Origin of the sequence: Paenibacillus paridis (assembly GCF_006345825.1) — a bacterium.
Classification (GTDB): domain Bacteria; phylum Bacillota; class Bacilli; order Paenibacillales; family Paenibacillaceae; genus Pristimantibacillus; species Pristimantibacillus paridis.
Genome location: NZ_VCIX01000091.1, coordinates 154231 through 168340 on the forward strand (window position 1 = coordinate 154231; position 14110 = coordinate 168340).

Sequence of the window (14110 nt, forward strand, 5' to 3'; positions counted from 1 at the left end):
ACGATTAAAGGATGTGGAATAGCGATGAGCAAAAGAATAGATGTCAACGAAAACGGGCTATTTCTGAATTTTGAAATTACAGCTAGCAACGATGTGCTGTTTCTTCATTTTGGAGCACAGCCGCTTGATGCTAGTGTCATACAGGACAAGCAAAAGCCGGGCTTCCGGCTTATGGAACTGCAGCTTACAGGCGAGGACCGCGCCGAATACCACGGCCGGACACATCGGGCGACGTACCCCGGATTGCGGATGGTTTACGACGGACACGAGGATACCCGCAATTCGCTTGGACGTAAGTTTGAGCTTGGCTTGCGCGATGAAGAAACGGGCCTAAAGGCGATTCAGCATTTTCAGTTCTATGACGGGGTACAGACAGTTCGCAGCTGGTCGGTTCTTAGGAATGAGGGAGTGCAGGCTGCTGAGGTCGAATATGTATCTTCATTTGCGCTGACGGGTCTGGATAAGGAAGGCACCCAGGATCGTGATGACAAAATGAGGCTGTATCTTGCCCATAACGGCTGGCAAAGCGAGCTTCAATGGCGTTCGTACACGCTGCCGGAGCTAGGCATGTCGCATCTGATCGACCGTGGCTCCAAGCGGGTCTCCTGCAGCAATACGGGTTCTTGGTCCGCCGCGGAGCACATCCCCATGGCTGTGCTGCAGAACGAGGAGGCAGGAACGAGCCTCTTCTGGCAAATCGAGCATAACGGCTCTTGGCACTGGGAGATTATCGAGCAATCGGACTGGCTGACGGTGCTGATTAGCGGTCCAACCGAGCATGACAACCACTGGTGGCTGAAGCTGGCGCCGGGAGCGGAGTTTGTGTCTGTGCCGCTGGCCATTGGCTCGGTAGAAGGTGGCTTCGAGGAGTCTATTGCGCAGCTGACGGCCTATCGCCGTCTGATTCGCAGACCGAATGAGGATAATCAGCTCCTTCGGGTGATTTTCAACGATTATATGAACTGCTTATGGGGTGACCCCACGACGGCTAAGCTTCTTCCGCTGATTGATGCAGCTGCCGAGGTCGGATGCGAATATTTTTGTATCGATGCGGGATGGTATGCGCCCGGGGAATGGTGGGACGGCGTAGGCGAGTGGCTGCCTTCCGAAGAGAGATTCCCGGAGGGAATCAAATACGTGCTCGATTATATTCGCGGCAAAGGCCTGATACCCGGCTTGTGGCTGGAGCTTGAGGTGATGGGCATTAATAGTCCGAAGCTGGCGGAGACCGATGACAGCTGGTTCTTCATGCGTCATGGCAAGCGGGTCAAGGATCGCAGCCGTTACCAGCTGGACTATCGCAATCCGAAGGTCATCGGCCATGCGAATGAAGTCATTCGCCGCTTGGTCGAGGACTACGGCGTTGGTTATATCAAAATGGACTATAATATTAACGCGGGCATCGGAACGGAAACGGCGGCGGACAGCTATGGAGAGGGCCTTCTTCAACATAACCGAGCCTACCTAAGCTGGTTGGACCATATTTTTGCAAAGTATCCCGATTTGGTGATCGAAAACTGCTCCAGCGGCGGAATGCGGATGGATTACGCGATGCTTAGCCGTCACAGCATTCAATCGACCAGCGACCAAGAGGATTATGTGAAATATGCGGCGATCGCGGCAAGCTCGCCGGCGGCGTTAACGCCGGAGCAATCGGCCATCTGGTCTTATCCGCTGCGTGAGGGCGACGACGAGGAAGTGATTTTCAATATGGTCAACGCGTTGCTGCTTAGGGTGCACCAGAGCGGGCATTTGGCCGAGCTGAGCCCGCGCCGCAAGGAGCTCGTCAAGGAAGCTCTCGATTATTACAAAAAAATTCGGGGCGACATTCCCGAGGCGCTGCCCTTCTGGCCGCTAGGATTGCCTACGCAGCAAGCGGACTTTGTAAGCTTCGGCCTCTATCACGATGATCGAATCTATGTGGCGGTTTGGCGGATCGCCGGAGAAGATGCTTCCGTGAAGCTGCCTCTTCCACGCTGGCAAGGACAGCCGCTTGAAGCGGTATGCGCCTATCCTAAAGAGGCGAAAGGCACGGAATGCCAATGGCTTGCCGCAGAAGGTGTATTGGAAGTAACGCTGCCTGTGGTGAAAACCGCTCGGTTGTTCGAACTGAGGTTAAGCTAGGCATATTCAGATTAGCTGATCAGAGCCGCAGCAAGAATGCAGCCAGACATGATTATCGCCATTTTGGACAGCTGCCGAATGTCTTCCTCCTCATGAGTTCATGCAGCTGTAAAGGAATAGAGCAAATAGGAGTGCTTTCAGGGACATCAATCCTGGAGCACTCCTTTTTTAATTGAAGCAGGTAGTTATTTTTCTAAATAAAGGTTTACTCTCTAATAATGAACAAATAAAGCCGATATAAATATAAAAATTCTTAAAGGAGGTCGGAGTAATGCTTCCCACTTATGAAATTGCTATGACTAATGTCAACCTTCCCTATGACGAGCTCAAGCAAATTAAAGCAGATACGAATAAAAAAAGGCTTAGGGCAGCGGCTGTATTTTTGATTTGTACGATTATTTTAGTTGTTACTTTTCTAAACGTGGAATACTCTCTTCTAACTATTTTTATTATTGTTGTATGGCTGGTATCCCTGTGGTATACATTTCGTGTGTTTACTAAAGGGAGAGCAGTCTACAATGCGGCGCTGAAGCAAGCAGTAATTGGCGCTTTGGCAGACAATATGCTCAAGTTTGCGAAGCTTCCCTATGAATCAGAGCATTATGAAAAATATTGTCATTATGCGCATGATGCTCGAATTAGCGATGAATGGATTGATGCGAGCGAGCTGTTCGTGTTTGAAAATAGGCATATAACAGGAGAAGATTACTTTGAAGGGAAATATGGCGTAACCGAATTTCATATGTCTGAATTGAAAATTACAACAGAGGATCACTTTTCTGATGCGGATGGTTATACTACAAAACAAAGGAATGTCGCTTTTAACGGTGTGTTATTCATAGCTGATTTCAAAAGGGACTTTGCTGGCCTAACAGTAGTAGAAACAAATTATTTAAAGTCCAATAGTAAGATGGGAAGTTTTTTTGCAAAAATGCTGCAAAATGCTGCTTCGACGACCAGCAAGAAGGCAAAGTCTACAATTGAACTTGAACATGCTGAGTTTAATCAATACTTTACTGTACGTACGGATAATGAAATCGAAGCACACAGCATTCTAAGCCCTTCATTAATGGTTCAATTGCTTGATTTCTGTAAACGATATACAAGCCCGATGATGATCTCATTCCATCATTCTTATATGTTTGTTGCTGTATGGTCACAAAAAAACTTTATTGATAGTGGCATCAAGAAGAAATATGGTGAGTATGATCTGAGGAATGTTTATGATGAGATGGCTGTTTTTTTTCATATCATCGAGGAATTGGATTTAAATGATAGAATCAGGGGAAAGAAATAAAATTTATACTTTAATGTGACTCGTTAAAATAAGACTACACCTTGCTATAACGGCTTTTTAGCCGTTATTTTTCAAGGTGTAGTCTTATTTGCACGGGTTAACAGAAGGGCAGCAATTTCGCCACTTATCACTCCTCCTCCGTTATTTTGTCGTTAATGCCTCTTGCCAGCAGGTCGGCATAAAATTCTGCCCCCTCTTTGTTCAAATGCACGCCATCGGCGGAGAAAAAGTCTTCTTTGTCCTTACTAGCTGCATACCAGTCGACGAGCGTCACATTTTCGTTGCTGCCAGCCGTTTCCGCGAGCATTTCATTAACGGAATCCTGCCATTTGCGAGGCACTCGCGTGTTGATCAACAGGATGTGGCGCTCGCTTCCGATTGTCTCCAGAAGTTCACTCATTTGCTTCGCTGTGAAGATCCCATTTGTGCCAAGCTCGATAATGACCGTATCTCCAAGCTGGTTGCTGCTTTTCATGGATTCAACAATGGCAGCGGCTTGGCGGAACTGCCTGCCGATTTTTCCATCGATCACGATGCCGGGAAACCACTTCTCGAGATAAGGTCCCGCATCCAGCAGTACGGAGTCGCCGATAGCTGTAATTTCTACGGGTTCCTTGTCGGAGCCTGCCGGTTCTTGTTCCGGAGCAGGGCTAATGGAGCCTTCGGATGGGACGCTCTCGGTATCCGGAGCCGGAGAAGCCGTAGGGGCAGGCTGCTCTACCACGGCATGATCGACAGCTGGCGGCAGGCTTTCATTTTTTACGGGCCGGGCAGGTTTGCTATTTTCTTGCTTCTGCGGCTCATGAGGCTCGGGCGTTGTCTCTGGGTGAGGCGTAACTTCCGCAACCAACTCGCCTTGCTTAACGTGATCTGTTGGCGGAGTTTCCTCCTCGTTGTTGGCATTTACAATTTGGGAGTGCAAATTTTTTAGATTCACGCTGGCAGATTGCAAATCGGCGCTGCTCATACAGGATACGGTGGTAACGACAAGCACCGATGCGGTGAAATAGCCGGCTGACCGTTTGATTCGACCAAAGGGGATACGGCGGACAGCTTGCTGCTTCAATAGGCTTGCGAATCTCTCTAGTGCGCCGTGGCGGATCGGTTCTTCAATGAACCGCCAAGACAACTCAGCCAAAATCAAGGTTAGCACGACCTGCGTCATTGCCCGAAGCGGGTGTAGTTCACCGCTCTCGGCGGCAGGTGTAGTCAGCACAATAATCGGATAATGGTACAAGTAAATGCCATAGGAACGAACGCCTATCCACGTAAGCGCTTTGCTGCCGACGAGGCGGGCAAGTTTGCTTGCGGGATGGGCAAGGGCTGCAACCACGACGGCCGTTGCAACAGAGAACAGTACCATGCCGCCGCGGTAAAGGAAGGAATCGTACTCGCCGACTTTTCCGATCATAAGTAAAACAATGACAAGGCCCGCGGTTCCGGCTGTATCGAGCAGCATGCGGCTGCGGGAGGAGATCGCATCGGACAGCTTCCAACTCGGCCATACAATGGCAAGCGCTGCTCCTATAAGAAGGGAGAAGGCTCTGGTGTCTGTGCCGTAATATACACGGCTAGGATCTGCACCCGGCTGGTATAGCAGTATCATGGCGCCAGCGGATAAGGCGGCAGCAGCCAGCGTCCAGAGAGCAAGCTTGCCACGTTTGGGCACGAAGCGAATGACGGCGACCAGCAGTAGCGGCCAAACGAGATAGAATTGTTCCTCTACGGCAAGTGACCATAAGTGGCCGAATGGGGAGGCGGGACCGAAGCTTTCAAAGTAGGATACTTCATGAAAAATCAGCCACCAGTTACTAATATAAAGCAGTGCCGAGCCGATATCGCCTTTCAAGGAGAGCAGACGGTTAGCATCGCTCATGGCAAGCCATAAAGAAACGGCAGCTAGCATAATGAACATAGCAGGCAGTAAACGGCGGGCACGCCGGATTAAAAATGTTTTCAGGTTAAGCTTCTTATTTTGATTTAGCTGCTTGAGCAGAATGTCCGTGATGAGATACCCAGAGAGGACAAAAAATAGGGTTACCCCAAGCAAGCCGCCAGGTACCCATTTTACGTTCAAATGATAGGCAATAACGGCCAGGACAGCTATAGCCCGCAGGCCGTCGATTCCCGGCATGTAACGGCTGCTGCTGCCAATAGGCTTAGGCATGTCGGGCTCCTCCTTTGCTTAAAGAAGGTAACAGAATGCAGAAAGTAAGGCGGGTCAGCAGAAAAAAGCGGGTGTAGCGGTGGTGGATGTTCGTACCGGTGATAAAGATGTTGTTCAGCCCCTCTGGAAGATAAATCGTTGTATAGCAAGTATAGGCCTGAATGTTGGAAAATGCGTAACAGAACAGTTACAAATAGGTATCAAAACGGAAACAAATACAGGCCGGCGAGAACGATAGCCGCTAGCTGCTGGGAGTATGTTTCAGCCAGGGAAGGGAACGGTAATGCTAAAGCTACTATTTAGGAGGATAAATGAATGATGAACCTTGCCAAAAAGAGTTTGGTTTTGCTGCTTGTTCTGGCATGGATGACGATAACATCCGTAACCCCTGCCATGGCTGCTAAGCGGGAAGAACCTTTAAAAGCGGCTTTTGTTCGGGGCGGCGAGCTTTGGCTAAAGGAGGGAACACGGGAGAAAAGGTTGGCTGCAGGACCCTTTGTGCGCCGCCCGAAATGGTCCTTTGACGGGAAATGGCTGGCCTTTACGAAAGGGGAAGAGGAGCAGGAGCTGTGGGTGCTAGAGCTCCGCAGCGGAAAGGCGAGCCTTGTCTCGCCAAAAGGAGGCGGAAGATTTCAATGGTCGCCGAAGGATCGGAAGCTTGCATACCAAACGGAAGGGCTATTGTCCTATGTGGATGCGGATCAACCAGATAAGCCGCTCGGCCAGGCCGCAGGGATCGGCAATTTTTCATGGCTTCCGGCTGGCGGTGGCTTCTTCGCTTCCTCGCAATCGGAGCTGCTGCCTGACGGCTGGACGCCGATCAGCCTATATCAAATCCCGCTGCAAGCACTGGGCGATGCAAGCCAGTATATAACCGTTCATGTACTGCCTAAGCCTTCCGATGATTTTTTTGCAGTCGATACAAGTCTATTTAAATGGTCTGCAGATGGACGTTGGATCGCTTTCCTTGCAAAGCCGACGGCTTCCTTGTCTGCTGACAGCAATACGTTATGTGTGATTACTGCCGATGGTGTCGTCTTTCGTACGCTGGATGAAATGGTCGGCAACGAGGAATGGTTTGCATGGGCTGAGAGTGGCGATCAGCTTGCCTATATTGCCGGTATTGGGCGCGAAGCCACCCATAATAAACAGCTTAAGGTACTGTCGGTAACGCATGAGAAAGGCTCTGCCTACACTCCGGAGGGGTATGTGGACCAAGCGTTTGCCTGGCAGGACCTTCGTCACATCGCGGTGTCGCGCGCAGTGGAATTGAAGCCGGAGAGCGGTGCGGTAGCGGCAGCCCTTCCGTTTATCGCACGAGTGGAATTGGAGAGCGGTAAACAAACCTCTATCACGCAACCCTCCGCTAATTTTGGCGCCTATTATCCGGTAGGACTTCAATCGAAGCTGGCTTGGGTAATTCACGGACAAGCAGCAGCTCGTGTTATTGTTGCTGAACAAGACGGCAGGCAGCCGGTAGAGTGGATCAAAGAGGTCGACAGTGCGGATTCTTATTATGGACAGTGGCGATGGCCGGCGGTCCTTTCCTTTTATGAGCGACCTTCCGCGAAGTAAAGGCTTCGTGGCAAGCGGGGCATACAAAAAGAACCGGGAATGTTGTCCCCGGTTCTGATCTTAAATTTGGACTAGCAGCAAAATGATGGACGATAGGCAGAGGCAAGTACTGATCAGGCATAGAAACATGACCACCTGCTTGTGGTTAAGGCCTGCGCGCAGCAAGCGGTAATGGGCTTGGCTGGCGTCTGCCTGATAAATGGCTTTGCCCTGCATCATTCTTCTGATCACGACGAACAAATTATCGAAAATAGGTACGCCGAGCGCCAAAATAGGAATAAACAGCGACATGACGGTAGCCTGTTTAAATGCGCCGTCGAGCGCGATAACGGCCAATATGAACCCGAGGAAGGTAGCCCCGGCGTCCCCCATGAATATTTTGGCTGGCGGCTTGTTATAGCGTAAATAAGCAATCGTAACGCCTACCAAAATAATTGCCATAATGGCGGAGTTCGACTGCCCTTTTGCTATGGCGACGACGAACAGCGTAACTGCGGAAATGGCGGATAGCCCGCCGGCAAGCCCGTCCATCCCATCGGAGAAGTTGATGACGGTCGTTACGCCGAATATCCATAGGATCGTAAGCGCAAATTGTAATATTTCCGGCAATAAGACGTATTCGCCGGAAAGTGGATTATAAAAGCCTGTGAACGATATGCCGGAAGCATAAACGAGCACTGCCGCTGAAATTTGTACGATAAATTTAGGGAGTGACGGAAAGTCCTTGCCCTTTGTCTTGTACCAATCGTCAACGGTTCCTATGACCAGCAGCAGCACGCCGCCGACAAAGATTGCTCCCGTTTGCAGCGAGAAATCTCTCGTAACTAGCAAATACGTGAGGAAGAAACCGATAAATATGACATAGCTTGCCGTAAGGGGAATAGGCTCCCTGTGAAGCTTGCGCTCAACGTCTTTGCGGGGCTTGTCCACAAAATCGAGGCGGAATGCCAGCCTTCCAAACGGGGGAATCAGGAAATAAACGATCGCAAAGGACAACAACAAAGAGAAGACGTATAAAATGTTCGTCACCACCGTTAATTATTGAAGGAACAACAGAATTATACAGCGCAAGCAGAAAATTGTCGATTACAGATATCATAAGTGAGAAGAACTTAATCTTCGGCTCCGGCCAATTGATTCATCCATTTACGCGAACGGAGTCGAATAGCGCCGCATGCCATGCGCACGATTTCCTCAATGGAAAGAAGAAAATATACCCCGTATACCGGCCATTTCAATACAAACGCCGCGAGCAAACCAAGCGGGACACCGATGAACCACGTGGCTCCGGCTTCCATCCGAAAGACAAAGTGACTGTCTCCGCCGCTGTTCAAAATACCGCCCGCTACAATCATATTGAATGCTTTCACCGCGAAAAAGCCAGCAAAAACCCATAGCACGCCGATGCTGTAGCTATAAGTGACGGCCGTAAGCTGGAAGGCTGATAAATAGACCGGCGCGAGAACCGCCAACAGGAGCATAAGCAGCATGGACGAGAGTAGGCCAAATCGGACAAATCGCTTTGCAAAAGCCAACGCCTCTTCCTTTTTCCCGGCGCCCAGCAGTTGGCCAATCATGATGCCCGCAGCGGCAGCGAGTCCGGATAGCAAGCCGAAGCTAAGTGCCTGAATCGGATAAGACAAGGTCATAGCTGTGAGCTGAGCGCCGCCCATTTTACCATAGATGATAGAGTAAGACGTTTCTCCTAGCACCCATAGCAGCTCCGTCAGGAGCAGCGGGTAGGTTGTTCGCAGAAAGCGGCCCGTCAGGCCTGAAGCCGTACCGAACAGCTCGCGGAGCCTCGCCGCACCGGGCAGCCTTCGGTAGTAAACAAGCCCGATCAATAAACCAGCTTCCATGATCCTAGCAATGACAGTAGCTGCAGCTGAGCCTTCGGCCCCAAGCCGGGGAAAGAAGCCATGGCCGAATATGAGGAAATAATTCAGAATTACGTTTACGATAACAGCTGCGAAGCTGATATACATCGGAAGCTTGACCGTTCCCGTGCTTCGCAAGACAGCAGAGTACATGATCGTTAGCATAGCGGGAATGTAGCTGAAGGAGATGAGGAACAGGAAGCGGGAGCCAGCGTTAATCACGTTGGCGTCATTTGTGAACAACCGCAGCCCATACTGGGGAAAAAGAGCTGTGCAAAGAGAGAAGAGCAGCGTAAAGGCGCCGCCGATAACAAGACCCAGCCCCAGAAGCCGGGATAGGCTTGTCGTATCCTGCCGGCCCCAATACTGCGCGGCAAAAATGGAAACCCCGGTTCCGATGCCCATGAGGACGACTGATAACACTGAATACAGCTTTCCGGCAATGCCGACAGCAGCGATGGTATGCTCGCCAAGGCTGCCAACCATGAGCTGGTCCGTGAGCTGGAGCAACGCCATAATGAGGCTTTGCAGCGTAATCGGCACCGCGATTTTGAATACATTTTGATAGAAGCCAGCTTGCTGTTCCAAATGATTCATCTCCCCGAAACAAGTGTTTGAAACAAAAAAACAACCCTTCTCTTGGAATAAGAAAAGGGTTGTTCGATTAACTGAAAGCATTGCCCGTATGGAATTGGATATATTTGCATTGTAAATTGAACGTTCATCCACTGTCAATCGCCAAAATCACGGAGCTAGCAAATAATCAATGCATCCTTCTCGTGATATCGGAATAAGGATAACCAACTACGGCTATAGGCCGAAGAGAGGCGGTTCCGCGATGAAGCTGGATTGTGCCGTTATAGGCGGCGGGCCGGCGGGCTTAAACGCTGCATTGGTGCTCGGCAGGGCGAAGAGACACGTTATTGTGTTTGATCATAATAAGCCAAGAAACGCAGTGACGCGTCAGTCGCATGGCTTTCTGACAAGGGACGGCATGGAGCCCCGCGAGTTTCGCAGGCTGGCCCATGAGGACATCGCGCGTTATCCTTCAGTAACCATTAAGCCAGATAAGGTTACCGAGGTGAAGGCCGATCGGGCGGGCTTTGCGCTGACAACAAGCAATGGCGTTATGTACCACGCACGGACAATTATTTTGGCGGCAGGCCTTAGGGAATCTTTGCCGGAGATACCAAGCGTCCGCGAGTTTTATGGCGTTAGCTTGTTTAGCTGCCCCTACTGTGACGGCTGGGAGCTGCGAGATAAACCGCTTGTTGTCATTTCCGAGGGTTCCAATCTATTCGCTTTAACCAAAATCGTCTACAATTGGAGCAAGAATCTCCTCGTATGCACTAATGGGAGAAATAGCTTGAATGCCGAGCAGCTCGGCCAGCTTAAACAAAAGGGCATTCAGGTGAATCTTCACCGAATCAAAGAGTTAACAGGCGAGCATGGACGGCTGAGGCGGATCCGATTTGAAAATAACACGGAATTTGAGCGCGATGGCGGCTTCGTTACCCCCTCTTGGGATCAAGCCGCTTCGTTTGGCGAAGCGCTTGGCTGCGCCATGACGCCGGGAGGCGGCTTTGCAACGGACGACTATGGCCGTACGAGCGTGCCGGGCGTATATGCGGCAGGTGATACCTCCATTATTGTGCCTGCCCAGCTCATTGTTGCCGCAGGCGAAGGAAGCAAGGCCGCCATCGGAGCCAATACTGATCTGTCCCATTGGGACTTTTGGCGGGAGTAGAGCTGAATTATCGGTCCTTGGAACTGTTTAATAGCCGTCCGCCTAAACCAGCCGGGCGGCTGATAAATGAGGAATCTTAAAGTGAAGCAAGGTTTGTTAGAGCAGCAGGTTTAATGGGTATTGGTTGTGGACGAAAACCATCAGGAGATTTAGATGAAGCAAAAGGAATCATTCGTCGGAAGGAGGAGAGATGATATGCTTGAGAAGCTGCATCCAGATGACGGAGTTTTAAACCAGGTTCCGTTTATGAAGGACGAGCTGCAATATAATTTAATTCACTTAATAACCGCGATTGACGGAGCAACAAGCTTAAAGTCGCCTGACGGGCGCCTTTTGTTTGCAGGCTCGCCCGGACATAATGCTTGGCTGTGGATTTCCGAGGACGTAGACGATGACCGCAAAGTAGAGTTGATGAAGGAGCTTGTTTCCTACTATGATGGGACAGAGCTGCCCGGCATTTGCGGAGCGCCGCCAACAGCAGAGCTGTTTGCGAAAATCTATGGGGAAGCCAATCAGCGCGGTCATCATGCCTATATGATGATGGAAACTTATTTTTGCCCTAAAGCCATACGGCCAGCGAAGGTTAAGGGGAAAATGATTCAAGCGACAAGGCAGCATTTGGAGCTGGTTGCCGAATTTCTGGCAGGGTTCTCCGAGGATGCCTACGGTGCGTCGGTTATCCCTGCCAGCCAGCTGCCGGTCGCCGAGGGCATGATTATGAGAGGCAATTTGTATTTTTGGACGTTGGATGAGCTGCCTGTAGCCATGGCCAATATTGCTTACCGTTCTCCGCGCCACGGTCGGATTAACGCGGTATATACTCCGCCAGTGCTGCGGAAGAACGGTTATGCGAGCGCGATCGTTGCTGGTCTTTGTTCGATTTTGGAGGAAGAGAATAGGAAGCCTATGCTGTATGCAGACGTTAAAAACCCAGCCTCCAATAAGGTATACAAAAACGTAGGTTTTATTGAGAGCGGCCCCATTGCGGAAATTCGCTTTGGTTAGCGGCAGAATATCGGATTAACTGAAGAAAGTAGGAAAGTCGTTGAAAATAGATCGATTGCTGGCCATGACGGTGTTGCTCTTGAACCGTGGCCGGATCAGCGCCAAGGAATTGGCTGAGCGTTTTGAGGTCTCGACCAAAACGATTTACCGGGATATGGATACGCTCAGCCAATCCGGTATTCCCGTCTTAGCCCATCAAGGCACGACGGGCGGATTCGAGATCATGGAGCAGTACACGATATCTCGGCAATATTTAACCTTAAGCGAGCTCTCGTCCATGATTGCCGCCGTGAAAGGCGTGGGAATGGCGGTGGACGATACAGCCTACTCTACATTGCAGGATAAAGTGATGGCGCTGCTGCGCAAATCTGACAAGGACAGCAATGGCCAGCGCGGCGAAAGCTTGGTGTTCGATCTTAATCCATGGGGACAGGGGCCGGAAGCGCGCCAAAAAGTCAATTTGTTCAAGCAAGCGATTGAAGATAAACGAATCGTGCAGTTGAGCTACATTAACCGCAATGGCACGGAAACGGAACGGACGGCAGAGCCCTATGCCCTGATTTTAAAAGGGAATATCTGGTATGTACACGCTTATTGCTTATTGCGCGGGGCATTCCGCGTTTTTCGTGTGTCGCGCATTCATCAAGCCGAAGCGCTGTCTGCAACCTTTGAGCGCCGCGAGGCTGCTGTGCTGGACAAGTATGCGTGGGATTCGGACTGGCTAGGAACGGATGAAGTGGAGGTTACGCTTGTTTTCCGCCCCCAGGCGCGTTACCGTGTCGGCGATTCCTTTCCTGCGGATAAAGTGACGATTGCCGAGGATGGCTCCTTGCGGGTCAAGAACAGCTTTGTGTTAGATGAGTGGTTTTATGGGATGCTGCTCAGCCATAGCGATCACGTAAAAGTCGAGCAGCCTGACTTTGTTGCGGAGCAAGTTATTCAGCGAGCCCGAAATATTATTGGACGATACGTTAACTAAGACAGACAGCTGTCCAGATTCCCCGGTTACAATAAGGACAAATCCAAAGAAATGGGGAATCATCTTGCATACAGACCTGATTGGCAAACCTGGAGTGTCATTGGCAGGAATCGCTGTTCGAACGACCAATGCGGTTGAAACAGGGGGAAACGGACGCCTTTCGGCGTTGTGGAACGATTACTTTGCGAGCGGGATTGCTGAGCGGCTTCAGGCGAAGCACGCCCATTTGATTTATGCGCTATATACCGATTACGAGAGCGATGCTACGGGTGCTTATACGGTGCTGATCGGGCATGAGCGCAGTGATGTACCGGTACCGTCTGGCCTGGCGCAGGCTGAAATTCCGGAGTCGAAATTTCTCGTTTTCAAGACGAAGAAAGGCCCGGTGTACGAAGTTGTTGCTCAAGCATGGCAAGAAATATGGACATTTTTCGAGCAATCGTCTATTGAGCGAGCTTATACGGGGGATTATGAGCTGTATGACGGCCGATCCTTTGACCCAGCCGCTGCCGAGGTTGACATTTATATCGCTGTAAAATAAAGCGAGCAACAGCATACCCAAAGAAGCACAACATAAGAAGCACCCCAACGAAAGCTGGGGTGCTTCTTGTTTTTTCCTTATCCAAAGGCTAGTCCTCGCGGTAATCTTGGCAAAGAACCTCTATTGCGCCCGTTTCCGGGCTGAGAATGAAGCCGTGTACCGGGATATCCTTAGGAAACAGCGGATGTTTGCGAATTAATTTGACGCTGTGCATGACGCCTTCTTCGGCGCTTTTGAAACCTCTTAGAAACTTATCCATGCGGATTCCGGAATTTTCTAGGGTCTCAATGGCAAGCGGATCGATGCCGTGATCGATGAACTTGCTGACCATGCCTGCGGTATCGAGATTTGTCATGCCGCAGCCATGGTGGCCGATTACCAACACCTCGCGTGCTCCAAGCTCATAGACAGCAACAAGGATGCTGCGCATGGCGCTTCCGAATGGCTGGGTCAAGATCGCGCCCGCGTTTTTGATAAATTTGGCATCCCCGTTTTTGAAATTAAGAGCTTTGGGAAGCAGCTCGATAAGACGCGTGTCCATACAGGTGAGAACGGCTACCTTTTTGTCTGGAAATTTGTCCGTGAGATAAGCTTCATAACTCTTCTCTTCGACAAATTTCTTGTTGAATTCTAACATACGTGGAACGATGGACATAATCATTTCCTCCTAGCCGCATGACTTTCTATTTATATTAATTATTATTCATAGAAAGTAGGATGGAGTCAAATTTTCTGTTCGCGGCTGTTCAAAAAAGTCCTATCCTCATCGGAAATTTCACCGTTTAACCAAAAATTCCA

11 protein-coding genes are annotated in these 14110 nt (G+C 50.2%); 7 read left to right on the forward strand and 4 right to left on the reverse strand.

Annotated features, from left to right (window positions below; all coding sequences use genetic code 11):
- The first annotated feature begins 24 nt into the window (after nucleotides 1-24).
- Nucleotides 25-2124: a glycoside hydrolase family 36 protein gene (locus FJQ58_RS20790; RefSeq protein ID WP_139996732.1), complete on the forward strand. Its 2100-nt coding sequence runs from the start codon at nucleotides 25-27 to the stop codon at nucleotides 2122-2124.
- A gap of 271 nt (nucleotides 2125-2395) precedes the next feature.
- Nucleotides 2396-3421 (forward strand): DUF3137 domain-containing protein, encoded by a 1026-nt coding sequence (locus FJQ58_RS20795; RefSeq protein WP_139996733.1) that lies wholly within the window; start codon nucleotides 2396-2398, stop codon nucleotides 3419-3421.
- Between the two features lie 127 nt (nucleotides 3422-3548).
- Here the strand turns inward: FJQ58_RS20795 and FJQ58_RS20800 are convergent, their stop codons facing one another.
- Nucleotides 3549-5588 carry an acyltransferase family protein gene (locus FJQ58_RS20800; RefSeq protein ID WP_139996734.1) on the reverse strand — a complete coding sequence of 680 codons (2040 nt, stop codon included), beginning with the start codon at nucleotides 5586-5588 and terminating at the stop codon, nucleotides 3549-3551.
- 315 nt (nucleotides 5589-5903) lie between these two features.
- Here FJQ58_RS20800 and FJQ58_RS20805 point away from each other — a divergent pair, with 315 nt between their 5' ends.
- A complete protein-coding gene (locus FJQ58_RS20805; RefSeq protein ID WP_139996735.1) occupies nucleotides 5904-7163 on the forward strand; it encodes a TolB-like translocation protein in 1260 nt (419 codons plus the stop codon).
- A gap of 60 nt (nucleotides 7164-7223) precedes the next feature.
- Here FJQ58_RS20805 and FJQ58_RS20810 read toward each other — a convergent pair whose 3' ends face one another.
- Together FJQ58_RS20810 and FJQ58_RS20815 are read right to left on the reverse strand one after the other, a co-directional pair.
- The gene (locus FJQ58_RS20810; protein ID WP_420799853.1) at nucleotides 7224-8192 is read right to left on the reverse strand and encodes an MraY family glycosyltransferase; all 969 of its coding nucleotides are present in this window, start codon (nucleotides 8190-8192) and stop codon (nucleotides 7224-7226) included.
- 83 nt (nucleotides 8193-8275) lie between these two features.
- Complete coding sequence (locus FJQ58_RS20815; protein ID WP_238404216.1) at nucleotides 8276-9628, reverse strand: MATE family efflux transporter; 1353 nt, start codon at nucleotides 9626-9628, stop codon at nucleotides 8276-8278.
- Between the two features lie 250 nt (nucleotides 9629-9878).
- Between FJQ58_RS20815 and FJQ58_RS20820 the strand changes: the two genes are divergently transcribed.
- From FJQ58_RS20820 to FJQ58_RS20835, 4 genes are all read left to right on the forward strand, one after another.
- Entirely contained in the window at nucleotides 9879-10787 is a 909-nt protein-coding gene (locus tag FJQ58_RS20820) for an NAD(P)/FAD-dependent oxidoreductase (protein ID WP_139996737.1), read from the forward strand.
- A 195-nt stretch (nucleotides 10788-10982) separates the two neighbouring features.
- Nucleotides 10983-11792: a GNAT family N-acetyltransferase gene (locus tag FJQ58_RS20825; RefSeq protein ID WP_139996738.1), complete on the forward strand. Its 810-nt coding sequence runs from the start codon at nucleotides 10983-10985 to the stop codon at nucleotides 11790-11792.
- A gap of 40 nt (nucleotides 11793-11832) precedes the next feature.
- On the forward strand, nucleotides 11833-12771 hold the full coding sequence (locus FJQ58_RS20830) for a helix-turn-helix transcriptional regulator (RefSeq protein WP_139996739.1): 939 nt from the start codon (nucleotides 11833-11835) through the stop codon (nucleotides 12769-12771).
- A 64-nt stretch (nucleotides 12772-12835) separates the two neighbouring features.
- Entirely contained in the window at nucleotides 12836-13312 is a 477-nt protein-coding gene (locus FJQ58_RS20835; RefSeq protein ID WP_139996740.1) for a GyrI-like domain-containing protein, read from the forward strand.
- An 88-nt stretch (nucleotides 13313-13400) separates the two neighbouring features.
- Here FJQ58_RS20835 and FJQ58_RS20840 read toward each other — a convergent pair whose 3' ends face one another.
- Nucleotides 13401-13967, reverse strand: a complete 567-nt coding sequence (locus FJQ58_RS20840; RefSeq protein WP_139996741.1) for a beta-class carbonic anhydrase — start codon at nucleotides 13965-13967, stop codon at nucleotides 13401-13403.
- Nucleotides 13968-14110 lie beyond the last annotated feature (143 nt).

What these genes read in the sequence shown, in the direction of transcription:
- FJQ58_RS20825 (WP_139996738.1), top strand. Translation starts at nt 10,983, where the DNA reads ATGCTTGAGAAGCTGCATCCAGATGACGGAGTTTTAAACCAGGTTCCG.
- FJQ58_RS20795 (WP_139996733.1), top strand. Translation starts at nt 2,396, where the DNA reads ATGCTTCCCACTTATGAAATTGCTATGACTAATGTCAACCTTCCCTAT.
- FJQ58_RS20820 (WP_139996737.1), top strand. Translation starts at nt 9,879, where the DNA reads ATGAAGCTGGATTGTGCCGTTATAGGCGGCGGGCCGGCGGGCTTAAAC.
- FJQ58_RS20800 (WP_139996734.1), bottom strand. Translation starts at nt 5,588, where the DNA reads ATGCCTAAGCCTATTGGCAGCAGCAGCCGTTACATGCCGGGAATCGAC.
- FJQ58_RS20840 (WP_139996741.1), bottom strand. Translation starts at nt 13,967, where the DNA reads ATGTCCATCGTTCCACGTATGTTAGAATTCAACAAGAAATTTGTCGAA.
- FJQ58_RS20805 (WP_139996735.1), top strand. Translation starts at nt 5,904, where the DNA reads ATGATGAACCTTGCCAAAAAGAGTTTGGTTTTGCTGCTTGTTCTGGCA.
- FJQ58_RS20790 (WP_139996732.1), top strand. Translation starts at nt 25, where the DNA reads ATGAGCAAAAGAATAGATGTCAACGAAAACGGGCTATTTCTGAATTTT.